Raw genomic sequence first — 22,956 nt, 5'->3', positions numbered from 1 at the left:
TTAAGTCGTGGCCCCTCGGGACAGGTCAGATCGCCCCGCCGGTCAGGCGCTGACAGATCAGATCAAGCTGGTCGAGCGTCTTGTAGCGGATGGTCACAGCCCCCGTCCGCGGATCGGCGTCGGCATGGATCGTGACCTTCAGACCCAGAAATTCCTCGAGGTGCGCCTGCACGGCGGCGATATCCGCGGATTCACCGGGCGACCGTTCGGCGCGCGCGCGGCGTGGGCCGACGCTTTCGGGGCGGGCAAGGCGCTTGGCCAGTTTTTCGGTGTCACGCACCGACAACCCTTTGGCGACCACGTCGCGCGCGGCTGCCGCCGGATCGGGCAAAGTGGCCAGCGCGCGGGCGTGGCCCATCGACAGTTCATTGCGTTCGACCAGGCCCAGAACCTCTTCGGGCAGGCCGAGCAGGCGCATGATATTGGCGACATGGCTGCGCGATTTGTCGACGAAATTGGCGATGTCTTGCTGCGTCATGCCATCGCGTTCGGCCAGTTTCTGATAGGCGCGCGCCTCTTCGACGGGATTGAGATCTTCGCGCTGAAGATTTTCGATCAGTGCCAGCGCGGTCACTTCGCTTTCATCAAGCTGTCGCACGATGGCGGGAATTTCGTGCACGCGCGCGCGTTGTGAGGCGCGCCAGCGGCGTTCACCCGCAACCAGTTGATAACGGTTGGCGCCGATCGGGCGCACCACCACCGGCTGGATCACGCCACGTGCAGCGATCGACGCGGCCAGCTCTGACAGTGCAGCTTCATCAAAATGACGCCGCGGCTGGTCCGGGTGCGGCTCGATCTGCGACACGGGCAGCAGCATCAGCCCGCTCTCGGCGCGCACCGCACCAACCACGGCTTCGCCCGCAGCTGTTTCCGTCGTGCCGCTGTTCTGCCGCACCACGGCTTCTTCACGGCGGGTTTCACCCAGCAAGGCGCCCAGCCCGCGGCCGAGTGCCGCGCGACGTTGCGTGGCCGGCTTGGTTGCGGCGGGGGAATCGGTACTCATGCCGCTTTCCTCTGTTTGGGCAGACGCGCGATGATTTCACGTGCCAGCCGCATATAGGCCTGCGACCCGGCGCAGGCATGGTCGTAGATCAGCGCCGGAAGGCCATGGCTGGGTGCCTCGGACAAACGCACATTGCGCGGGATAACTGCTTCGAACACCAGGTCGTTCAGGCATGACCGCACATCGTCGGACACCTGATCGGTCAGGCGGTTGCGCCGGTCAAACATGGTCAGTACCACGCCCAGTATACCCAGATCCGCATTGAAGCGTTCCTGCACCCGTTCGACGGTTTGCAACAGCTGGCTCAACCCTTCGAGTGCAAAAAACTCGCACTGCAACGGCACCAGCAAGGTATCGGCAGCGGTCAGTGCGTTCAGCGTCAACAGCCCCAGCGACGGCGGGCAATCGATCAGACAGATATCATGCCCAGCATCATGCGACAGCGATCGGCGCAGCCGACCGGTGCGATCGTCAACGCTGACCAGTTCGACTTCGGCGCCCGACAAATCGACCGTAGCGGGCACGAGATCAAGACCGGGTATCCGCGTTGCCATCAGGCATTCGCCGACCGGCGCCTGGTCGATCAACATATCGTATGACGAGCGCTCGCGCTCGGCCGAGCTGATGCCCAGCCCGGTCGACGCATTGCCCTGCGGATCGAGATCGACCAACAGCACTTTCGATCCGGTTGCAGCCAAAGCCGTGGCCACATTGATCGCGGTCGTGGTCTTGCCCACGCCCCCTTTCTGGTTGGCAATCGCAATCGTGATCATGGTCACGCGCCCTTCCTGTCCGGTGAAGCAAGCAGATGCCCGACAAGCACCCCGGCCGCCGAATCGGTCAGCGATTGTTCCACGTGGAACGTATGGCGCCAACGCTCGTCAAGCTCAGCCAGTTCATGCCGGGCCTTGGCCCCCTTCGGCAACAACCAAAGTGTCTGCGGTGTGGAAAAACGTGCGGATAGCGCAAGGAGCCGTGGCAACGGCGCAAAGGCCCGCGCAGATATCACCGCATGCGGACGCGAAGGCAAATCCTCCACACGCGCCAGCACCACCTTGACCGAATCAAGCTCCATCGCCGCCGCCGCCCGCACCAGCCACTCGGTGCGCAAGCGACGCGAATCGACCAGCGTCACAGTCCGCGAGGGTTGCAACGCCGCGATCACCAGACCCGGGAAGCCCGCCCCGGTCCCCAGATCGAGCCAGTTCCCCGTCCCCGATGTTCCACGTGAAACATGCAAAAGCTGCGCGCTGTCGACTATGTGGCGTTGCCAGATCTGGTCAAGGCTGGCGCGTGCAACGAGGTTCTGATGCTGATTTTCCTCGGCCAGCATGGCGGCCAGCTGACCAAGCCGCGCCATCGCTTGCGCATCGGCACCAAGACGGTCGGTCAACCACGCCCGCGCCGCGGCCTCACTGGTGATGATGTCGGTCATGCCGCGTGCCGCCGCGCATGCACCAGCAGGCTGGCCAGCGCCGCAGGCGTGATGCCCGCCACACGCCCCGCAGCCGCCAGCGTTTCGGGGCGTGCAGCACTCAGCCGCTCAACCATTTCGCGTGACAGCCCGGGCACCTCGGCAAACGGAAACCGGTCCCCCAGAGGAACCGACTCGCTGGCACGCAGATCACGCAGTTCTGCCTCTTGCCGCACAAGATACGGCGCGTAGCCCGCATCCTCTTCGATCTCTTCCGCCAGCAGCGGGTCGATGGCATCTTCGCCCACCCATGGTCGCAGTGCATCCAGCGAAAAGCCCGGAAATCGCAACCATTCGGTAAGCGGTCGTCGTGTGCCATCGGCGCGCGCGGCCAGGCCAGCCTGCGCCAGATCGTTGGCAGACACCTCGTTTGCCAGCGCGGCGTCGATCTTGGCGCGATCCTGCTGGCGTCGGGCAAACCAGTCACGCCGCTCGGCCCCGACACACCCCATCGCCAATGCCAGGGGCGTAAGCCGGGTCGACGCATTGTTGGCGCGCAAACGCAGCCGGTATTCCGCCCGCGCGGTCAGCATCCGGTAAGGCTCGCTCACCCCGTGCAACGTCAGATCGTCGATCATCACCGCGATATAGCTGTTGGCACGATCAAGCGCGGGCGCCTGGCGACCCAGCACGTGCCCCGCTGCATGCATGCCGGCGACCAGCCCTTGTGCCGCCGCCTCTTCATATCCGGTGGTGCCATTGATCTGCCCGGCGCAATACAGCCCGGGGATTGCCCTGACCTCAAGACTGCTGCGCAGCGCGCGCGGATCGATATGGTCATATTCGACGGCATATCCGGGAACCGAGATTTCGACACCCTCCAGTCCCTCGATGCTGCGCATCATTGCGATCTGCACGTCGGTCGGCAACGAGGTCGACACGCCGTTGGGATAGACCGTCGCATCATCCAGGCTTTCGGGCTCCAGAAATATCTGGTGCCCGTCGCGATCGCCAAAGCGATGGATCTTGTCCTCGATCGAAGGACAATAGCGTGGACCCTGCGCATCGATCGCGCCGGTAAACAGCGGCGACCGATCCAGCCCGGCGCGAATGATGTCGTGCGTGCGCGCGTTGGTCCGCGCGATTGCGCAGAACACCTGCGGTAACGGCCGGCCGCGGGTCAGCGGCGACATCGTCCACGGCTCTGCATCGCTGGGTTGTTCGGGCAATCGCGCCCAATCGATCGTCCGCCCATCCAGCCGCGGCGGCGTACCGGTCTTGAGCCGGGCCATCGGCAGATTGGCACCGCGCAGCTGCTGGGCCAGACGGTGTGCGGCGTGCTCGCCAATGCGGCCACCCTCCATCCGTTCCTCGCCGCGGTAAAGTTTGCCGCCCAGAAACGTGCCGGTGCACAACACCACCGCCGGCGCCGCCAAAGCCGTGCCGTCGGCCAGGTCAATGCCGCAGATGCGTCCACCATCCAGGCGCAATGCCGCTGCCTCGCCGCCGACAATCGTCAAATCCTCTAGCCGCGCAAGTGTGTCCTGCACCGCCGCCCGGAAACGGCGCCGATCGGCCTGAACCCGCGGCCCCTGCACCGCGCTGCCCTTAGATCGGTTGAGCATGCGATAATGGATCGCTCCGGCATCGGCGGCCCGCGCAATAACGCCATCAAAGGCATCGACCTCACGAACGAGATGCCCTTTGCCCAGCCCGCCTATCGCCGGGTTGCAGCTCATTGCACCGATCATGGCAGGATCAAACGAGACCAACGCCGTGCGTGCGCCCATGCGCGCAGCAACCGCCGCCGCCTCGACGCCGGCATGCCCGCCGCCAACCACAATGACATCAAATTGCTGCATGGGGTTCGCGTTATCGGATTCGCGCGCTCAGGTCAAAACGCAGCGAGAATGTTCCACGTGGAACATCACTTGCCGATGCAGAACCGCCCAAACAGCGCGTCGAGCATGGCCTCGGTGTCGGCACGCCCCACCAATCCATCGAGACCACGCCGCGCCAGACGCAGGCATTCCGCCGCCAACAGCGGATCGGATTCCTGAGTCGCAGACACCAAAGCCTGGTGCACTGCGTAAAGACAGCGCGCCTGCCGTTGGTTGAGCGCCGCCTGTCCTGGCGCGGGCATGGCGTTGCGCGCGGCACAGATCAGCGCTTGCCGCAGCTGTGCCACCCCATCGCCGGTCATTGCCGAGACACGATAGGCGTTCGCATCCTTTGCGGCGCCGTCGCCGCGATCGGATTGCGCGGCAATTTCCCATAGCGGACGGTCGGTCGGTCCTTGCCCTTGCGGGCCAAGCCACAACACCAGATCGGCCCGTTCGGCCGCAGCGCGTGCGCGCGCAATGCCCAGCGCTTCGATGGTGCCCGCGCCTTCATCACGCAGGCCCGCGGTATCGACAAAACTGAACGGCACACCCCCCAGCGCAACCGCCGCAACCAGGACATCGCGCGTTGTGCCCGGTTCTGCCGAGATGATCGCCGCGTCGCTTTCGATCAGCGCGTTGAACAGCGTCGATTTGCCCGCATTGGGCGGCCCGGCCAGCACCACGCGGAACCCTTCGCGCAAAGGCTCTGCCCGCGGGCGATCCAGCCATTGCCCTATTGCGTCGGCCAATTCCCCGCAGCCATCGGCAAACCCGGCGGGCAGAACAGCTTCATCGACATCGCCTTCATCGGCAAAATCGAGCGATGCTTCAAGCCGGGCCGACAGCGCCAGCACCTCGGTGCGCCACGCGTCAGCCGCACGCGACAGCACGCCACCCGCCATGGCCTGCGCGCTGCGGCGCTGCAATTCGGTCTCGGCTGCCAGAAGATCGGCCAGGCCTTCGACTTCGGCCAGATCGAGGCGTCCGTTGGCAAAGGCGCGGCGGGTGAACTCGCCCGGCTCGGCCATGCGCAGACCCAACGCGGTCAGTGTGCCTGCAACCGCATCGGCAACAGCGCGACCGCCGTGCAGATGCAATTCAACGCAATCCTCGCCCGTCGCACTGGCGGGACCGGGAAACCACAAGACCAGCGCGCGATCGAGTTCCGCACCGTCACGCGGATCGTGAAGCCGGCGAAGCGCCGCGTGGCGCGCAGGCGGGATCCGGGTGCAAAGCTGGTGCAACACCGGTCCTGCCATCGGCCCGCTGATCCGCATGACACCCACCGCGGCGGGCAACTGGCCCGAACTGAGCGCAAACACCGTATCCATGCTCACGCCCGACCAAATACAAAGGAATAATTATACATTTCAATTATTTGCTTTACTCGTGGCCCGAGCCTTTCGGCTTGAAGGCGCCGCTGCCCTGTTCAACGAACTGCTGAAACAGCTTCAGCCCGATTTCGCCCATCGGCGCAAGCTGGCGGACATAGCCATTAAGCTGATCGAGCGAATTTTCACCCTTCATCGCCTTGACGACGGCATCCACATAGGCCTCTTGCGCCTTAGCCACATCGGGCAAGCCCAGAAATCGCCGTGCCTCATCGGGCGTGCAATCAACCTCGACATTCACTTTCATGGTGCTTTCTCCCAACCATGCGCATCGATACAAGACTGTCACGCATGCCTGGCAAAGTCCACGTCACCCACCAACCAGGCGATCGACCAAACCAACCTGCGAAAGGATCAACCGCATGGGTAGCATGATCACGATCAGCGCAACCGAAGATCAGGGCGAAATTCCCGCCTATGTCGCGCAACCCGACAGTGCCGCCACCGCAGCCGTAATCGTCATTCCTGAAATCTTCGGCGTGAACGCGGGCATCCGCAGCAAAGTCGATGGCTGGGCCGCGCTTGGCTATCTGGCAGTAGCACCCGACATTTTCTGGCGTTTTGCCCCGGGTGTTGAACTCGATCCCGATGTGCCAGAACAGATGCAGCAGGCCTTTGGCTATTTTCAGCAATTCAACGCCGATCTTGGTGTGGACGACATCAAGGCGGTGCTGGCCTGGACCAGGGGACAAGGCATTGCCAAGACCGGGCTGGTGGGTTTTTGCCTGGGTGGCCGGCTGGCCTATATGGCCGCAACGCGCACCACGATCGATGCGTCGGTCGGCTATTACGGCGTCATGATCGACACCATGCTTGACGAAGCACCCCGCATCACCAGGCCGCTGGCGCTGCATATCCCCACCGCCGATCATTTTGTCGGGCCACAGGCACAGGCCGCAATCCATGCCGGGCTCGATCCCAATCCGCTGGTCACCGTGTGGGATTACGACGGTCTCGATCATGGCTTTGCCGCAGAACACGGCAACCGCCGCGACGACGCTGCGGCCAATCTGGCCGATCAGCGCACCAGGGATTTCCTTGCCGCCAATCTTGCGTAAAAAGGGCGTGGCTTGCGGCAAATCCATGCCGCCGGCCGTGGCAACCGCGACAGACGGACATGCAAGGAGACAGCGCATGCAACTCGGCCTCGCCGCATGGCACCGCTATATGCTGGGCAACGATCTTGATCTGCTGGCCGAACTGATCGCGGATGATGCGGTGTTTCATTCACCCGTCGTCCACACCCCCCAGGCGGGCAAAGCCAAAGTGCTGTCCTATCTGACAGCAGCGGGCCAGGTTCTGGGCAACGACACGTTTCGCTATGTTCGCGAACTGGTCGACGGGCCCGAAGCGCTGCTGGAATTCGTGGCCGAAGTCGATGGCATCGTCATCAACGGGATCGATCTGATCCGCTTTGATCTGGAAGGCCGGATTATCGATTTCAAGGTCATGGTGCGACCCTTGAAGGCGATCAACAAGCTGTGGGACATGATGGCCGCAGCGCTTGAAAAACAGGCCTGACGGCAAAAGGGCGGCGCGGTTTCCCGCGCCGCCCCCCGGTTGATTGCGCCAATCGACCTTACTGGTTCATGGTCGCGAAGAAGTCTTCGTTGGTCTTGGAATCCTTCATCTTGTCGAGCAGGAATTCCATCGCATCGACCGTGCCCATCTGCATGAGGATGCGGCGCAGTACCCACATCTTGGACAGCTGATCGCGCGCCACCAGCAATTCTTCCTTGCGCGTGCCGCTTTTGCCCACGTCGAGCGCGGGGAAGATGCGCTTGTCGGCCACCTTGCGGTCGAGCACGATTTCCGAGTTGCCGGTGCCCTTGAATTCTTCAAAGATCACTTCGTCCATGCGGCTGCCGGTATCGATCAGCGCCGTGGCGATGATCGACAGCGAACCGCCTTCCTCGATGTTGCGCGCTGCGCCGAAAAACCGCTTGGGTCGTTGCAGCGCGTTGGCGTCGACACCGCCGGTCAGCACTTTGCCCGAACTTGGCACCACGGTGTTGTAGGCCCGGCCCAGGCGCGTAATCGAATCCAGCAGGATCACAACATCGCGTTTGTGTTCAACCAGGCGCTTGGCCTTTTCGATCACCATTTCGGCAACCTGCACGTGGCGTGTGGCCGGTTCGTCAAAGGTCGAGGAAATCACCTCGCCCTTCACCGACCGCTGCATGTCGGTCACTTCTTCCGGGCGTTCGTCGATCAGCAGCACGATCAGGAACACTTCGGGGTGGTTGTCGGTGATCGCTTTCGCCATGTTCTGCAGCAGCACGGTCTTGCCGGTGCGCGGCGGTGCCACGATCAACGCGCGCTGGCCCTTGCCCTGCGGGCTGACCAGATCGATCACGCGTGCCGACTTGTCCTTGACCGTGGGGTCAAGCGTATCGAGCCGCAGGCGTTCGTTGGGATAGAGCGGGGTCAGGTTGTCGAAATTGACCCGGTGACGCACTGCCTCGGGATCATCGAAGTTGACCTTGATCAGCCGGGTGATGGCAAAATAGCGTTCACCGTCCTTGGGCGCGCGGATTTCACCTTCGACCGTGTCGCCGGTGCGCAGGCCCCATTTGCGAACCTGGTTGGGCGAGACATAGATGTCATCGGGCCCCGCCAGATAGTTCGCTTCGGGGCTGCGCAGAAAACCGAAACCGTCGGGCAGCACTTCGATCGTGCCGATGCCCAGGATTTCTTCGCCGTCTTCGGCCATTTCCTTGAGAATGGCGAACATCAGATCCTGGCGACGCATCGTGCTGGCGCCTTCGACGCCAAGCTCTTCGGCCATTGCCACCAGTGCAGCGGGAGGAGTTTTTTTCAATTCTTTCAGATGCATGGGTCGTTCCAGCAAAGGGGTGTGCAGGCCGGATGGTCATAGGGCTTGGGGAAAGCGGACCATGTGCAAACCGTGACGGTTCGCGAGCGGAAAATCCGGGTAGCCCAACGCCCATATCCGGGCCGGCGCGCGCCGTCAATCAAGCACGACGCAAGCGGCCTCAGAACGGCTTGACGATTACCAGCACGATGATGATCGCCGCGGCCACGCCGGGCACTTCGTTCAGCAGACGCAGACGCTTGCCGGTCAGCTTGCGGCGCCCGACGGCAAGATTGCGGGCATAGTCGGCCATCCACACGTGATAGCCCGTCAGGATCACCACGGCCGCCAGCTTGGCATGGAACCAGCCTTGGGTGAACCAGCCACCATTGACCGCTAGCACCAGGCCGAATGCCCACACCGCGATCAGCGATGGCCACAGAATAATCTTCAACAGTCGCGCTTCACGGTCGACCCACAGCGCATTTTCCGGCGAACTTGGTGCAAGCTCTTGATGATAAATGAAAAATCTTGGCAGCATGAACAAGCCTGCCATCCAGAATACGACAAAGATGACATGGCCGGCCTTGAGCCAGAGATAGAGCATCGCGAGCACCTGCATCATGGTTCCATAGTCTCTGACGTGCGCTGCCGGAAGGGCGCAGCTTTGGCAACAGGCATTGCGGGAGGATCCTTGCGAGCCGGGCGGGGAATGCGTTTGCCCTTGCGCCGTCCGGTCAGATGAAATGCGCCGCACCGGTCGCATTGATAGGGCCGCACGACGAACTTGTACCGTTCTGCAACGACGAGCGCTGCAGGCGCATCGACGAACCGCATCTTGGCCTTGCAAATCCGCAGTCTGGTCCGCATCGTTCTACCACATCATCGGGGGCCAAAATCATCGGCGCACACCATGCCTTCTCGCCGCTGATCATGCGTCCGCGCGCAGGCTTTGTCATCCTGCTGCTGCTGTTTGTCACGGCCGCCGGCTTTGCGATCATCGGGCGCGGACCGTGGTATGACGAATTCTATTCGTTTTACATGGTGCGGCCCGATGTGTCGGTGGCAACACTGGCCCCTGCCTGGATGCGCGACAACCACCCGCCGGTGTTTTATGCGCTGGCCTGGCTCTGGGCGCGCCTGCTCGAAACGCTGGGTCTTGGCCATACTGTCGAACTGCTGCGTACGGTCAATTGTGCGATACTGGGCATCGCGCTGGTGGCAGCGCTTCGTGTGGCGCGCAGCGATCCGTGGTTTCGCGCGATGGCATGGTATTATGCACTGGCACTGGCCGCATTGTTTACCGCGCTCGATCGGATCGACCAGCTGCGATCCTATTTCCTGTCGCTGGTGCTGACCGCGCTGGTGCTGCCATTGCTGGCGCAATGTTTGCGCAAAGGTGGCGCACAACCGCGCCCGATCATGCTGGGCGTGGTCCTGATGCTGGCGTTCACCGTGCACCTGGTCACCACGGTCATCGTGCTGGGTCTGGTCGGCGCGACAATCACCCAGCTCATCCTGGTGCGCCGCCGGCCCGAAGCGTGGCGCCTGGCAACAATCGCTGCGATCGTGCTGGTGCCCTTTGCGCTGTTCATGGCGGCGCAAATGACGACAATCGTCGCCAACACCACCACTTTCTGGATACCACCCGGTCCGGATGCGGCGCGCTGGGCCATCGAACAGGAACTGTCCGGCGCCACCACCGCCAATCCGCTGCTGGCGCTTTGTGCGATTGCCGGCACGATGATGATCGGGATCGGGGCCTGGCGGGGCCACACCCGTTACCGCGAGCCCCTGACGCTGATCGTGACATTCGTGGCAGGAACGGTCTTGGCGCTGGCGCTGCTGATCGTGGCCCACCTGCACCGCCCGATGCTGATCACCCGCTATCTTGTGGCGCTGGACCCGATCGTGGCCATGGTTGTGGCAATCACGGCGGCACATGCTGTGCAACGATTGCCGCTTCGCGTGCAGCGCACGGTCGATGCCGTACTGCTGCTGGCAACCGCACCGATACTGCTGGTGAACCTTGCCGGCACGGTGCGCCAGTGGAGCTGGAACGGCACAACCACGATCATTGCGCGACAGGTGCACCAATGCGCCGATACCCGTGTCTTTGCCGATCTGCACTGGAACGGCGAAGTGCTGAATTCCGCACCGCGCGACAATCGCGATGTGCTGCCGTTTGCCTATGCCATGATGGCGCGCAGGCACGGGTTTGCGCTGAGCGGGGCCGGGTCACGGGCGCTGTCAGCCACCTGCCCGAACCTGTTCTGGACCGAACATGCGGCCAATCTGCATCCTTCTGCGACAACCGTCATCGCCGCGCTGCGGGCGCAAGGCTATCGGGTTGAATCCGGACAAATGGTGCGGCGTGACCTGGGCTGGGTGCTGATCACGCCGCCTGTGCGCTGAGTCAGGCGGGCCGCCATTCGCGCACGACTGCCAGCAACCGTTCGACATGATCGATCGGGGTAAACTGGCCGATCCCGTGGCCCAGGTTGAATACATGCGGGCGCCCGGCAAAAGCGTCGAGCACCGCGCGTGCGCCCTGGTCAAGGGCATCACCACCGGCCAGCAACAGCAAAGGATCAAGATTGCCCTGCACCGGCAGGCCTTCGGGCAACGCGTGTGCTGCCCGCACCGGATCGATCGTTTCATCGATGCCGACTGCGGCCACGCCGGTTTCACGCGCATAAGCCGGCAGTTTTTCACCGGCCCCCTTTGGAAAGCCAATAACCGGCACATCCGGATGGCGATCGGCCAGAGCAGCGACGATCCGCGCATTGGGCGCAATCACCCAGCGTTCGAATTCACGCGGAGCCAGGCTGCCTGCCCATGAATCGAACAATTGCACCGCTTCTGCCCCGGCAACGATCTGGCCGCACAGATATTCGATCGTGACATCGACAATGGCGTCGATGATCGCCTGAAACGCAACCGGATCGCGATACGCCATCGCGCGCGTCTCGTGCTGATCACGGCTGCCTTCGCCTGCGACCATGTACGTTGCGATCGTCCAGGGGCTGCCGGCAAAGCCCAGCAGCGTGGTTTCAGGGGCCAATGCGGCACGCACCCCTGCCACCGTGGCATAGATCGCATCAAGCCGCTGTGGCACGGCGCTGAGCGCGCTGAGCGCGGTATCCACCAGCCGGGGTGACATGCGCGGGCCTTCGCCTGCCAGAAATTCCAGATTCTGGCCCATCGCATAAGGCACGATCAGAATGTCGCTGAACAGGATTGCCCCGTCAAAACCAAACCGGCGGATCGGCTGAAGCGTGATTTCCGTGGCCGCGGGGCTGTCGTAAACAAGTTCGAGAAAACCGCCCTTGTCGGCCCGCAAGGCGCGGTATTCGGGCAGATATCGCCCCGCCTGCCGCATAAGCCAGATCGGGCGTCTGGCGATATTTGCACCCAAAAGCGTATCAAGCAAAGGACCTGGCATCGTGTTCGCGTCCGTTCTCAATCAACAAAAGAGTCTTATTTGAATCTGGATGTAGGAGTCTGTTGGCCCTGTGGATACCGGGGATTGTCGCGGTCTGCCCCAATTGATCCACCGTGCCCACAAAAATTTCGGCCATGCGACTCTGTGCGAACCCGGTGGCAAGGAAAACTTGTGCCCGTTGTCCACAGCATGTGGGCAAATGCGGCCATCCTGTGGCGAAAATGGCCCGGACGATCGGGATCATGGGGACGGATCGCCGGCTTGCGCTTGTCGGCGCATTCATCCCGTGGTTTATCCGCGCTCTGTCCACAGATTCATCCCGGCTTGTCCCGGATTGCCATTATCAGGGGCCCATGCAGCGTCTTCACCTTCATCTTTTGTCGGATTCCACCGGCGAGACGCTGGAAATGATCGCGAAGGCGGCGCTGGCCCAGTATGAAAGCGCCGAGGTCGTGCGCCACTTCTGGCCGATGGTGCGTTCGCAGCAGCATCTCGACCGGATCATGACCGAGATCGCGGCCAACCCCGGACTGGTGCTGTTTACGCTGGTCAGCGCCGAGATCCGCGACCGGCTTGAACAGCGGTGCACCGCGCTTGGCCTGCGCAGCATTTCGGCGCTCGACACGGTGACCGATGCGCTGGGCACGCTGCTGGGGCAGGAGGCGCGTGGTCGTCCCGGGCGCCAGCACGCCATGGACGAGGCCTATTTTCGCCGCGTCGAGGCGATCCAGTTTACCATCGCCCATGATGACGGCATCGGCTGGGAAAACTGGGAACAGGCCGACATCATCCTGGCAGGCGTATCGCGCAGTTCCAAGACGCCCACCGCGATCTATCTCGCCAATCGGGGATATCGTGTGGCCAATATCCCGATCGTGGTGGAAAGCCCGCCGCCTGTATCGCTGTTTGCCGTGCGCCGGCCGCTGATCGTGGGCCTGACCACCAGCCCCGAACGGCTGATCCAGGTGCGCCGCAATCGCCTGCTGTCGCTGAACCAGGCGCCGGAAACCAGCTATGTCGATAACGATCACGTGGCGCGCGAAGTCCAATTTGCCCGGCGCATGTTTGCCGACAACGGCTGGCCGGTGATCGATGTCAGCCGCCGTTCGATCGAGGAGACCGCAGCCGCCGTGATCAACCTGTACAACGAACGCCACAACGTGCGCGCCGCGCACGGCATGGACATCGCGCGTGATGATGATGGCTGGCTTGAAGCCGGGCGCAACGGTTCGGCGCAATGATCATGGCCACAACGGGTGACACCGCACATCTTGTCCTTGCGTCGCAAAGCGCGTCGCGCCGGGCCATGCTGACCGAGGCCGGGGTGCCGTTCGAAACCCGCAGCGCGGGGGTGGACGAAACCGAACTGAAACGCGAACTGATCGGCGTGCCGGGCGCCGATGTTGCCACGATCCTGGCCGAGGCCAAGGCTTTGGCGGTGTCGATGGCAATGCCCGGCCGGCTCGTGCTGGGCGGTGATTCGCTGGTTGAAGTTGCGGGCCGGCAATTCGACAAGCCGGCAACGCGCGCCAATGCGGCAGAACACCTGCGGTTCTTTTCGGGCCAGACCATGGCGCTGTCGTCTGCGGCGGTGCTGGCGCGCGACGGGGTGGTGGTGTGGCGCCACGTCGAAACCGCCCGCTTGAAAGTCAGAACACTTACCGACAGCTTTATCGACAGCTATCTCCACAGCGAATGGCCCGCGGTTGCGGCCTGTGTCGGTGTGTTCCGTATCGAGGCGCGCGGCGTGCAACTGTTCGAAACGATCGAGGGCAGTCATTTCACCGTGCTCGGCATGCCGCTGCTGGCGCTGCTGGGTGCGCTGCGCAAACTGGGCGCATTGGCAGAATGACCGCGGCGGTCCAGGACTATGCCCAGGACTACGCCGAGGTGATCGGCGATCCGATTCGACAGTCGAAATCGCCTGCCATTCACGGCTTCTGGCTCGAACGTCTGGGGCTGGCAGCGTCGTACCGCGCCACGCACGTTGCCCCTGCCGATCTTGCCGCGTTCGTTGCTGCCCGCCGCAATGATCCGCATTGGCGGGGCTGCAATGTGACAATGCCGCACAAACAGGCGGTGATCCCGCTGCTCGACCGGCTTGATCCGTTGGCCGGCCAGGTCGGCGCAGTGAACACCATCGTACCCGAACACGGCGAACTGGTCGGCTATAACACCGATGTTCCGGGGTTTCTCGAACCCTTGCGCACCGCCCTGGCCCAGCCGCACCTGTTTCGCATGGCGCGTGTTCTGGGCACAGGCGGCGCTGCGCGCGCTATTGTCACCGCGCTTGCGGGCCACGGCATGGTGATCGTACTGGCCGGGCGCGATCCGGGCAAGGCGCGCGCGCTGCTCGATGAACTCGATCCGGCGGGCGAACACCACGCGATCGATCTGCGGCACTTTGCGGCGGCAACCGATTTCGCCTTCGATGACCGCGCCGGGTGTTTCGACCTGATCGTCAATGCCACGTCGCTGGGCATGGCCGGCCATGCCCCACCCGATTTCGACCTGACCCACGCCCCGCCGGGATCGGTGTTTTACGATATTGTCACCAGCCCGCTCGATACGCGGTTTCTTCAGGCCGCGCGCGCGGCCGGGTTTGCCACCGTTGATGGCCTGTCGATGCTGATCGGTCAGGCCGATCATGCGTTTCGGCGCTTTTTCGGCGCGGTCCCGCCGCGCGGCACTGCCGACAACGATTTGCGCGCCCGGCTGACCGCATGACCAGGCCGTTCGTGCTGGGGCTGACCGGATCGATCGGCATGGGCAAATCGGCGGTGGCGCGCATGCTGCGCGCGCTGGGCGTGCCGGTGTTCGATGCCGACGCCGCGGTACACAGTTTGCAGGCACCCGGCAGTCCGCTGCTTGGCGCGATCGAGGCCGCGTTTCCCGGCACCACCGGGCCCGACGGTGTGTCGCGCCAGGCGCTTGGCGCGCGGGTGTTCGGCGATCGCGACGCGCTGGCCCGGCTCGAGGCGATCATGCACCCTGCCGTGGGCGCCATGCGCGAGGCGTTTCTGGCCGAACACGCCGATGCGCCGCTGATCGTGTTCGATATCCCGCTGCTGTATGAAAAAGGCCATGGCGCGGGCCTTGATGCAGTGGCGGTGGTGTCGGCGCCGGCGGCGATGCAGCGGGCGCGGGTTCTGGCGCGGCCCGGCATGACCGAGGAAAAGTTCGACCAGATCCTGGCGCTGCAGGTGCCCGATGCCGACAAGCGGGCGCGGGCCGACCATGTGATCGACACCGGTTGCCCGCTGGCAGAGACCGAACGGACGGTCGCCGCGCTGGTCAACGGGCTGCGCCGGCGCGCCGACTGAAAAATTGCGCAACCGCCTCAGCGGAAAATACGTATATCGCTGATTGCGCGGCAAAATTTCCTTTTGCGCCGATTGCACAAATTTGATCGGACGCCTTGTCAGCGCTCGCGCACGGGTCCATCGTCCGATGAATGCGCGAGATCGTTTTTGACACCGAGACAACAGGGTTTGATCCCAAGGGTGGGCACCGGCTGGTGGAAATCGGCTGTATCGAAATGATCCACCGTGTGCCGACGGGCCAGGTCTTCCACGCCTATTTCGACCCCGAACGCGACATGCCGGCCGAGGCCGAGGCGGTGCACGGCCTGTCGATCGCGTTCCTGACCGGCAAGCCCAAATTTGTTGAACACGCCGCTGACCTTATCACGTTTCTGGGCGATGCGCCGCTGGTCGCGCACAATGCGGCATTCGATTTCGGCTTTCTCAATGCCGAGCTTGCCGCCTGCGGGATGCAGGCGGTGTCGCTCGACCGCATGGTCGACACGATTGCAATTGCCCGCCGCAAGCATCCCGGGGCAAAACTCAGCCTCGATGCGCTGTGTTCGCGCTATGGCATCGATCGCAGCCACCGCACCAGGCATGGCGCGCTGCTCGACGCCGAATTGCTGGCCCAGCTTTATGTCGAACTGATGGGTGGGCGCCAGATCGGGCTTGAACTGGCCGCCGATGCCCCGGCTGTGGGCGCCACCGCCGGCGATGCCCCGGCGCTTGGGCAAGGAACCCCATCAGCCACTCGTCCGTTTCGCCCCGCGCGGCCCCATCGGCCGAGCGATGCCGAACTGGCCCGCCATGGCGAATTCATGGCGGGCTTCGCAGACCCCTTGTGGACCCGCGGTTAAACCGCGGGGCTGGGGGAATATAGGAGAAGAACCATGGATATTCGCGTTTCGGGACACCAGGTCGACACCGGCGCCGCTTTCGAGGCGCATGCCCAGCAGCGGCTGGCGGTGATAGTCGACAAGTACTTCTCGCGCGCGCTGTCCTCGCACGTTACGCTGGGCAAGGCTCCGCATGGCGGTTTTCGTTGCGATATCGTCACCCATGTGGCGCAGGGCCTGATCCTCAAAGGCAGCTCGATTGCGCAGGACGCCCACCAGGCGCTTGACCAGTCGGCGGAAAAAATCGACCGGCAACTCAGTCGCTACAAGCGACGGATCAAGGACCGGCACGAAAATTCGCAGCATGCCAAACGCCAGGATGATGCCAATTTCACCGGTTTTGCAGGCGGTGCCGAAGATGCGACGTATACGCTGTTTGCCGACCCCGGTCTTGACGAGGAACCGGCCGATGCGCCGCTGGTGATCGCCGAAACGCGCGTCGACGTGCCCACCGCCACAGTATCCGATGCGGTGATGATGCTCGATCTGCGCAACACCAATGCGTTGTTGTTCAAGAACGCGGGCACGGGGGTGCACAACATGGTCTACCGCCGGGGCGATGGATCGATTGGCTGGGTCGAACCGGGACAATAGGACGGCACCCTCGGCCTGGTCCAGACCCGCATGGTTGCAGGTTGGGACCAGGCCATCTGGGCTTGCGGATCGGGCGCGCAAATGGCGCTCTACGCCAATCGACCCTTGCGTGTTGGCCCAATCAGGCGCATGGCGCGCCTCACGTGACGGGGCCTTTACCAGACAAATGGTATCATACCGGCGATGAGCGCGCTTTTTTCGATCGATCAACAGGCGGTGCGGGTGATCCGCGCAGAGTCCAAAGCACAGATCCTGTCGGTGCTCGCGGACTGTTTTGCGGGCGTCTATGCGCTGGATCACGCCCACGTGCTTGAACGCGTGCTCGAACGCGAAGCGCTGGGCAGCACCGGGTTCGGGCGCGGCGTGGCAATACCCCACGCGCGCATTGCCGGTCTGTCGCGCCCGGTTGCCGCGTTTCTCAGGCTTGAACGCCCGGTGGAATTTGCCGCTGCCGACGGTATGCTGGTGGATTGCGTGTTCGGCCTGTTGTCACCCGACCAGGCAGGGGCCGTGCATTTGCAGGCGCTGGCGGGGATTTCGCGCATGATGCGCGACGATCGGATGCATGCGCGCCTGATGGCGGCACCCGATGCCGATTCGATCTATGCGCAACTGGTCAACGTCATCGACCGCGACGCCGCCTGACCGGCAGCATGGACACACCGCGACTGCCTGCCGGGCTTGAGGTATCGGCCCTTGTGCGCCGGACGCAGGCCGCGGGCGGATTTGCCATGGTCCTGCACAAGGGCGAGGCGGATGCCGGCACGATCCTGGTGGTGGCGGTTGATCGTCAAGGGATCGGCACATTGTACGAACGCCTGCCCGATCCGGCCGGTCCGCGGCGCTGGATGGCGGTGCGCGCGCAAGACCCGCAGGCGCCAACAGACTTCGACGACTATCTCGATCGGCGCAAGCGCCAGGATCCCGACGTGTGGATAGTCGAACTGACTGTCGCGGACGTGGAACGGTCCATCCTGAACGCCGCCTGACTCACCCCCACGTGGGTTGACTCGACAGGGCCGGCGCATAACCCGGGCGCTCTTCTGATGCGCAGGCGGTGACAAGCGGTATTCTGGCCCCTTGCACTGGCACGCAGACGGGGGGCAGACGACCCGGCCTTTGGCCAAGAACCGCAGATCTCGCGATCCGCAGCGCTTGCAGCAAACCCCGGTCCGAAGTTCACCGCCGATTTTGGATAAAGCGTGGTTCGTTTCGTTCGCCTGAATGCCGGGTTCAACCTGGCACTCGCATTGACCTTTGCGGTGTCTGGCACGTGCGTTGCGCATGCCCATACCCAGGACCAGCAGATTCAGGCCAGCGAAGCCCAGGCGCCGATCGACCCAGCCCGGTCGGCCTTGCCCGGCGACATCACGGTTCAACCCTTGACCGATGCGCACGTCGACCCCGCCGCGGGGACCGCAGCCGAAGCGCCGACCATGAACGCGGCGTCGTTGCACCAATTGGTCGACACGATCGCGCTGCCGGCAACCATCTCACCCGAAATCGAGTGCATGGCTGGTGCAATCTATTTCGAAGCCCGCAGCGAAAGCCTGGCCGGGCAGCTGGCTGTGGCACGCGTGATCGTTGCGCGCACCGCCTCGGGCCGGTTTCCCGCATCGTATTGCGGCGTGGTGTACCAGCCTTCGCAGTTTTCGTTCATTCACCACGGCACGATGCCGGCGATCAATCGCGCCAACCGCCTGTGGCAAAACGCGGTCAGGATCGCGATGATCGCGCATCGCGGCGCATGGAAAAGCCCAGCCGAAGGCGCGCTGTTCTTCCATGCCGCACGGATCGGCCCGATGGGCGGCCGGACCCAGGTCGCCCGGATCGAAAATCACGTATTCTATCGCTAGTTTTCGCGTTTGCTGTTGGCGATGGCCGATACGACGATCACGCCCAGCGGCCCTTCCAGATCATGGATTGCGGCCTGCCCCACGGCCACGCCGTCTGCGGAACTGTGGCCGGTCAGTTCGTAACCCAGCCAGGCTCCGTGTGGCATGCGGTGCAGATGCACCGTGAAATCGGTGTTGACGAAATCGATGCCGAATTCACTGCTATGCGTCAGCGGGCTGGCAAAATCGGCTGTGGTGACCAGCATCAGGAACGGGCTGAGCGGGTGGCCGGCCACGATCTGCATGTCGACCCTGAGCCAGGCCTGACGCGCACTGGCCGGAGACAGCGTGCCCAGCACGGGGGGATTGCCCAATGCGGCAACCTGCACCGGGGCAGCGCTGCGCACAAACCTGTCGTGGGCTGCCGGGATTGCGCGCATGTCCCAGCGCCAGTGCGCCTGTGTCGGGATGTGGCGCGGGCCAGCGTGGGCTTTGCCACACCGGATTGGCCGGCTGGGTGCCGCGGCGCACGATCTGGCATAGCGCCCGGGTCTGTAGCCGCCCTTCGGCCATCAACCGTGCCTCGATCAGCCGCAGCCGCCCGCTTTCGTGGACGACCTGGGTTTCCACGGTCAGCGGGGCCGAGGGCGGCATGCGCACCATGTCAACCGACAGCCGGACCGGCACCCAGTCGGGCGCGAAAAAATCACGCTCGATCACAAACCCCAGCAGCGACGCCGCTGCCGCGCCACTCAGTGTGCCCGGCACCCAGTAACCGCGCGCGGCCGGCGTGGGCACAAAGCTGTCGCCTGCGGCGTCAAAGAAGTGGTCGGCCATGGAACCTAGTGGCGGAAATGGCGCATGCCGGTGAAGACCATGGCCAGGCCCGCATCATCGGCAGCCTTGATCACATCCTCGTCGCGGATCGATCCGCCCGGCTGAATGACACAGGTCGCACCCGCCTCGACTGCGGCCATCAGGCCATCGGCAAACGGAAAAAAGGCGTCAGAGGCAACCGCCGCACCCACGGTGCGCGGCGCATCCCAGCCATGGGTCTGCGCGGCTTCTTCCGCCTTGGCAGCAGCAATCCGCGACGAATCGCGGCGGTTCATCTGCCCCGCGCCGATGCCTGCGGTAACGCCATCGCGGGCATAGACGATGGCGTTCGATTTGACATGCTTGGCCACGGTCCAGGCAAACAGCGCGTCGGCCAGTTCGCGCGGGTCGGGGGCCCGCTTGGTCACCACTTTCAGATTGGCCGGATCAAGCCGGCCATTGTCGCGATCCTGCACCAGCAGACCACCGGCGATGGGCACCGTGATCAACCCGGCGCGGCTGGCCTGTGGCAGGCCGGGGATGATCAGCAGGCGCAGGTTTTTCTTGCGCGCAAAGATCGCCCGCGCGGCGTCGTCTGCACCCGGGGCCACAACGACTTCGGTAAAGATCGCGCCGATTGCTTCGGCCGTGGGGCCGTCAAGCGGCACATTGGTGGCAACGATCCCGCCGAAAGCAGAAACCGCATCGCACGCCAGTGCGGCCTGCCATGCTGCCAGCAGCGTGGGTGCCGTGGCCACGCCGCAGGGGTTGGCATGCTTGACGATCACCACGGTCGGGCCGGCATCGGTGAATTCGGCAATCAGTTCCAGCGCGGCGTTGGCATCGTTGTAATTGTTGTACGACAGTTCCTTGCCCTGGATCTGTTCGGCCTGCGGCAGGCCGATCACATCGGTGCCGCGCGGCACATAAAGTGCTGCACTCTGATGCGGGTTTTCGCCATATCGCAAGGTCGTGACCAGATGGTGCGCCTGTGCCAGCGTGGCGGGGAAATGCTGGCCCTGATCGACGCGCGCAAACCATCCGGCAATCGCGGCATCATATGCCGCCGTGGCGGCATAGGCCTTGGCGGCAAGCTGGCGGCGGAACGGCAGCGTGGTTGCCCCCCCGGTTTGCGCCAGTTCATCGATCAGTGTGGCATAGTCGGCAGGATCGGTAACGATCGTCACAAAGGCATGGTTCTTGGCCGCAGATCGCACCATCGAGGGGCCACCGATGTCGATATTTTCAATCGTTTCATCACGGCCGGCACCGCGCGCAACCGTCGCCTCGAACGGGTAGAGATTGACCACCACCAGATCGATCGCGCCGATCGCGTGGGCCTGCATCGCGGCCACATGTTCGGCATTGTCGCGCACTGCCAGCAATCCGCCGTGAACGACGGGGTGCAGCGTCTTGACCCGGCCATCCATCATTTCGGGAAAGCCGGTCAGTTCGGAAATGTCGCGTACCGTCAGACCCGCTTCGCGCAGGGCCTTGGCCGTGCCGCCTGTTGAAACCAGCTCGACTCCGTATGCGTCCAATGCCTGGCCCAGTTCGACCAGCCCGCTCTTGTCGGACACTGACAGCAGCGCCCGGCCGATTTTGATGGTGTTCACACGCGTTTCCCTGAATTGTTACGCTTAGCGCATCTTTTTGAGCAGCCAGGAGAATGTTTCTCCGCTGCGTGGAACTTTGGCCGCGATGACCAGCTGGCGCGTGCCCACCGGGCGGCCCTGGCCATCGGCCCACAGGCTTTCCTCGATCGCGATCGGATCGCGGCCCGACCGGAATTGCCACAGGCTGCCATCGGGCAGCGCAAGTGTCACGCCAAGGCCATCACGACCCTGCGCCAGTTCGATATGCGGGCCCAGGTGAAAGCGCAAGGCGACACCGATCATGCCACGTTTACCCTTGCGGCCGGTTGGCACCAGGCAATCTTCGCCGCGCAGCTCGCTGCCGTCGTCGCGCGCGATCAGGATGCGCCGGTGGGTCAGGCCATAGCGCGAAACATAGCCGTTGTGGCTCGCTTCAAGCCGGGTGGCTCCACTGCCGGGGCCGTCACCGTTCAACATGCGACGATCGATGTCGACTTCGGAGACGCCGGTGCCCAGCTTGCCGTTGATCAGAACCGCGGTGGAATTGAAATCATCGATGGTCAGGGTGGAATGCGCGGCGGTTGCCCGCAGACCTTGTGCCAGGCGCACCGGGATCAACCCGCCGGCGCAGGCACCGCCGCCGCAATTGACGATGATCCGGTCCGGCCCGTGGCTGAATTCGAACGCCAGCGTCGACGCGCAGCCGTCGCGCGCATGGCGCGCCACGGGTGGCGGTGCCGCGTCGAACAACAGAATCGAACGCCGCGCGGCCACGCGCTGATAGCCCCATTGGCGGGCATCGCGCAAAGGCCGGGTGCGCACCCCGGTGGCGCGGATCAGACCGTCAATCCGCGCGGCGGGAATGGCATGCGCGCCCTGCCATGCGGCCAGCGCCCCATCACCGTGCAGCACCGCCAGCAAGGGGGGCACCAGCAGCGCCAGAATCGTGTCGATCTGCGGCGGCGGCTCGGCGCGCACCGCCCCGTAACAGGCGCGCAGGCGCACCAGCAGTTCGATTGCCTCGATCTGGCAGCGCGGATTGCGCGACAGCACGCCGCCATCGTCACCCACCAGATCGCCCAGCGCATGCACCAGCCCGGCTTCGCCATACAGCCTTCGTGCACGTCCATCGGCCAGCAACAGGCCGGCGGCACTGATCGCGGTCCACCCGGCCACTTCGGACAGCTTGTCCTCGGCACGACCGACATTGCGGTCCAGCCAGGCCACAGTGGTTTCCATCGCACGCAGCGCGCGATTGCGGAACGTCCGATCCTGGCCCGACAGGATCAACGGCGCGTGGATCAACCAGTTGAGCACGCGATGCCCGACATTGCCTACGTCCCACGCGGGCGTGGCATCGGGACGGGGATTGGCGGTCAGCCAACGGCCCAGAATACGTTCGGCAACGCCCGTGCACTGGGGCCGCGCAGCACAGGCCTCAAGATCGGACAACCAGCCGAATCCGTGTACCAGCCGTTCCAGCGGGGGTGCCAGGCGCGGCCCGAAAAATTCGATATCGGCGATCGGCGCCTTAAGCCCGTGGAGCAGGAAATGCCCGGCGCGCAGCGCCGTGCCCGCCGCCGCATCGCCCGGCAGAGGATTGGCAACAGTCGCGGTCAGCCGGGGCGCAACCCGCTTGCCAAACGGATTGAGCGCGCGCGGACCCAGGCCAAAGCGATAGGCCATGCGGATCAGGCGTTCGCCGGTGCTGACCTGCGGGGGTGAAAAATCGGCCAGCGCCAGTGCACGGCTCGGTTCGATGACCCCCGGTTCGATCATGCCGGGGTCAATCGCATCGGCATCGAACGAAAGCGCGGGCTGTTCGACATGCATGTCGCTTGCGCCTTCAAGCGGGATGGCCCGGCGGGTTGCAGCATCGGGCCAATCGATCCCGGCGTGGTCGACTTGGCCCCGGTCGGCACCGGCGCCGGAACGATGGGCGGTGGTCATGCCGGGGCGATCCA

At 64.0% G+C, this 22,956-nt stretch carries 24 protein-coding genes and 1 pseudogene; 12 read left to right on the top strand and 13 right to left on the bottom strand.

The window, feature by feature from the left end; translation table 11 throughout:
- Positions 1 to 25: 25 nt before the first annotated feature.
- From G404_RS0109020 to G404_RS0108995, 6 genes are all read right to left on the bottom strand, one after another.
- A complete protein-coding gene (locus G404_RS0109020) occupies positions 26 to 1,003 on the bottom strand; it encodes a ParB/RepB/Spo0J family partition protein (protein WP_028640788.1) in 978 nt (325 codons plus the stop codon).
- Positions 1,000 to 1,776, bottom strand: coding sequence for a ParA family protein (locus G404_RS0109015; RefSeq protein WP_028640787.1), 777 nt, complete (start codon positions 1,774 to 1,776; stop codon positions 1,000 to 1,002). The genes G404_RS0109020 and G404_RS0109015 overlap by 4 nt, the downstream gene beginning before the upstream one ends.
- A gap of 2 nt (positions 1,777 to 1,778) precedes the next feature.
- On the bottom strand, positions 1,779 to 2,438 hold the full coding sequence (rsmG, locus tag G404_RS18645; RefSeq protein WP_051280429.1) for a 16S rRNA (guanine(527)-N(7))-methyltransferase RsmG: 660 nt from the start codon (positions 2,436 to 2,438) through the stop codon (positions 1,779 to 1,781).
- On the bottom strand, positions 2,435 to 4,279 hold the full coding sequence (mnmG, locus tag G404_RS0109005) for a tRNA uridine-5-carboxymethylaminomethyl(34) synthesis enzyme MnmG (RefSeq protein ID WP_028640786.1): 1,845 nt from the start codon (positions 4,277 to 4,279) through the stop codon (positions 2,435 to 2,437). Before mnmG ends, rsmG begins: the two co-directional genes overlap by 4 nt.
- Positions 4,280 to 4,344: 65 nt before the next feature.
- Entirely contained in the window at positions 4,345 to 5,631 is a 1,287-nt protein-coding gene (mnmE, locus tag G404_RS0109000) for a tRNA uridine-5-carboxymethylaminomethyl(34) synthesis GTPase MnmE (protein ID WP_211230759.1), read from the bottom strand.
- 52 nt (positions 5,632 to 5,683) lie between these two features.
- Positions 5,684 to 5,938 carry a DUF6489 family protein gene (locus G404_RS0108995; protein WP_028640784.1) on the bottom strand — a complete coding sequence of 85 codons (255 nt, stop codon included), beginning with the start codon at positions 5,936 to 5,938 and terminating at the stop codon, positions 5,684 to 5,686.
- A gap of 115 nt (positions 5,939 to 6,053) precedes the next feature.
- Here G404_RS0108995 and G404_RS0108990 point away from each other — a divergent pair, with 115 nt between their 5' ends.
- Both G404_RS0108990 and G404_RS0108985 read left to right on the top strand, forming a co-directional pair.
- Positions 6,054 to 6,749, top strand: a complete 696-nt coding sequence (locus G404_RS0108990; protein WP_028640783.1) for a dienelactone hydrolase family protein — start codon at positions 6,054 to 6,056, stop codon at positions 6,747 to 6,749.
- 76 nt (positions 6,750 to 6,825) lie between these two features.
- Positions 6,826 to 7,212, top strand: coding sequence for a nuclear transport factor 2 family protein (locus G404_RS0108985; protein ID WP_028640782.1), 387 nt, complete (start codon positions 6,826 to 6,828; stop codon positions 7,210 to 7,212).
- A gap of 58 nt (positions 7,213 to 7,270) precedes the next feature.
- Here G404_RS0108985 and rho read toward each other — a convergent pair whose 3' ends face one another.
- The gene (gene rho, locus G404_RS0108980) at positions 7,271 to 8,527 is read right to left on the bottom strand and encodes a transcription termination factor Rho (protein ID WP_028640781.1); all 1,257 of its coding nucleotides are present in this window, start codon (positions 8,525 to 8,527) and stop codon (positions 7,271 to 7,273) included.
- 160 nt (positions 8,528 to 8,687) lie between these two features.
- Positions 8,688 to 9,131, bottom strand: coding sequence for a CopD family protein (locus G404_RS0108975; protein ID WP_036520876.1), 444 nt, complete (start codon positions 9,129 to 9,131; stop codon positions 8,688 to 8,690).
- Between the two features lie 308 nt (positions 9,132 to 9,439).
- Here G404_RS0108975 and G404_RS0108970 point away from each other — a divergent pair, with 308 nt between their 5' ends.
- On the top strand, positions 9,440 to 10,921 hold the full coding sequence (locus G404_RS0108970) for a hypothetical protein (protein ID WP_084601190.1): 1,482 nt from the start codon (positions 9,440 to 9,442) through the stop codon (positions 10,919 to 10,921).
- Position 10,922: 1 nt separating this feature from the next.
- Here G404_RS0108970 and hemE read toward each other — a convergent pair whose 3' ends face one another.
- The gene (hemE, locus tag G404_RS0108965) at positions 10,923 to 11,951 is read right to left on the bottom strand and encodes a uroporphyrinogen decarboxylase (protein WP_028640778.1); all 1,029 of its coding nucleotides are present in this window, start codon (positions 11,949 to 11,951) and stop codon (positions 10,923 to 10,925) included.
- 353 nt (positions 11,952 to 12,304) lie between these two features.
- On the opposite strand from hemE, the gene G404_RS18640 reads away from it, so the two are divergent.
- From G404_RS18640 to G404_RS20845, 9 genes are all read left to right on the top strand, one after another.
- Positions 12,305 to 13,192: a pyruvate, water dikinase regulatory protein gene (locus G404_RS18640; protein ID WP_084601210.1), complete on the top strand. Its 888-nt coding sequence runs from the start codon at positions 12,305 to 12,307 to the stop codon at positions 13,190 to 13,192.
- A 2-nt stretch (positions 13,193 to 13,194) separates the two neighbouring features.
- Entirely contained in the window at positions 13,195 to 13,803 is a 609-nt protein-coding gene (locus G404_RS0108955) for a Maf family protein (protein ID WP_036520948.1), read from the top strand.
- Positions 13,800 to 14,678 (top strand): shikimate dehydrogenase, encoded by an 879-nt coding sequence (gene aroE, locus G404_RS0108950; protein WP_028640776.1) that lies wholly within the window; start codon positions 13,800 to 13,802, stop codon positions 14,676 to 14,678. Before G404_RS0108955 ends, aroE begins: the two co-directional genes overlap by 4 nt.
- A complete protein-coding gene (gene coaE / locus G404_RS0108945) occupies positions 14,675 to 15,274 on the top strand; it encodes a dephospho-CoA kinase (RefSeq protein ID WP_028640775.1) in 600 nt (199 codons plus the stop codon). Before aroE ends, coaE begins: the two co-directional genes overlap by 4 nt.
- Positions 15,275 to 15,405: 131 nt before the next feature.
- Positions 15,406 to 16,113, top strand: a complete 708-nt coding sequence (gene dnaQ, locus G404_RS0108940) for a DNA polymerase III subunit epsilon (RefSeq protein WP_028640774.1) — start codon at positions 15,406 to 15,408, stop codon at positions 16,111 to 16,113.
- A gap of 33 nt (positions 16,114 to 16,146) precedes the next feature.
- Positions 16,147 to 16,746 carry a ribosome hibernation-promoting factor, HPF/YfiA family gene (gene hpf / locus G404_RS0108935; protein WP_028640773.1) on the top strand — a complete coding sequence of 200 codons (600 nt, stop codon included), beginning with the start codon at positions 16,147 to 16,149 and terminating at the stop codon, positions 16,744 to 16,746.
- Between the two features lie 183 nt (positions 16,747 to 16,929).
- Positions 16,930 to 17,391 (top strand): PTS sugar transporter subunit IIA, encoded by a 462-nt coding sequence (locus G404_RS0108930; RefSeq protein ID WP_028640772.1) that lies wholly within the window; start codon positions 16,930 to 16,932, stop codon positions 17,389 to 17,391.
- Positions 17,392 to 17,399: 8 nt separating this feature from the next.
- Positions 17,400 to 17,735 carry a DUF1491 family protein gene (locus G404_RS0108925; RefSeq protein ID WP_028640771.1) on the top strand — a complete coding sequence of 112 codons (336 nt, stop codon included), beginning with the start codon at positions 17,400 to 17,402 and terminating at the stop codon, positions 17,733 to 17,735.
- Positions 17,736 to 17,948: 213 nt separating this feature from the next.
- Complete coding sequence (locus G404_RS20845; RefSeq protein WP_028640770.1) at positions 17,949 to 18,602, top strand: cell wall hydrolase; 654 nt, start codon at positions 17,949 to 17,951, stop codon at positions 18,600 to 18,602.
- Here the strand turns inward: G404_RS20845 and G404_RS18635 are convergent.
- The 4 genes and pseudogenes from G404_RS18635 to G404_RS0108900 all read right to left on the bottom strand — a co-directional run bounded on the left by G404_RS18635 (position 18,599) and on the right by G404_RS0108900 (position 22,825).
- Complete coding sequence (locus G404_RS18635; protein ID WP_028640769.1) at positions 18,599 to 19,021, bottom strand: thioesterase family protein; 423 nt, start codon at positions 19,019 to 19,021, stop codon at positions 18,599 to 18,601. The two genes, G404_RS20845 and G404_RS18635, sit on opposite strands and share 4 nt — an antisense overlap.
- A 112-nt stretch (positions 19,022 to 19,133) precedes the next feature.
- Positions 19,134 to 19,418: pseudogene (locus G404_RS20980) on the bottom strand (acyl-CoA thioesterase domain-containing protein); the annotation flags it as partial.
- A gap of 5 nt (positions 19,419 to 19,423) precedes the next feature.
- Entirely contained in the window at positions 19,424 to 21,013 is a 1,590-nt protein-coding gene (gene purH, locus G404_RS0108905; protein WP_028640767.1) for a bifunctional phosphoribosylaminoimidazolecarboxamide formyltransferase/IMP cyclohydrolase, read from the bottom strand.
- Between the two features lie 24 nt (positions 21,014 to 21,037).
- Positions 21,038 to 22,825, bottom strand: coding sequence for a heparinase II/III family protein (locus G404_RS0108900; protein WP_084601206.1), 1,788 nt, complete (start codon positions 22,823 to 22,825; stop codon positions 21,038 to 21,040).
- Between the last annotated feature and the right edge of the window lie 131 nt (positions 22,826 to 22,956).

It is taken from the genome of Novosphingobium acidiphilum DSM 19966, from assembly GCF_000429005.1.
Classification (GTDB): domain Bacteria; phylum Pseudomonadota; class Alphaproteobacteria; order Sphingomonadales; family Sphingomonadaceae; genus Novosphingobium; species Novosphingobium acidiphilum.
This window is presented reverse-complemented; position numbering and strand designations above follow the sequence as displayed.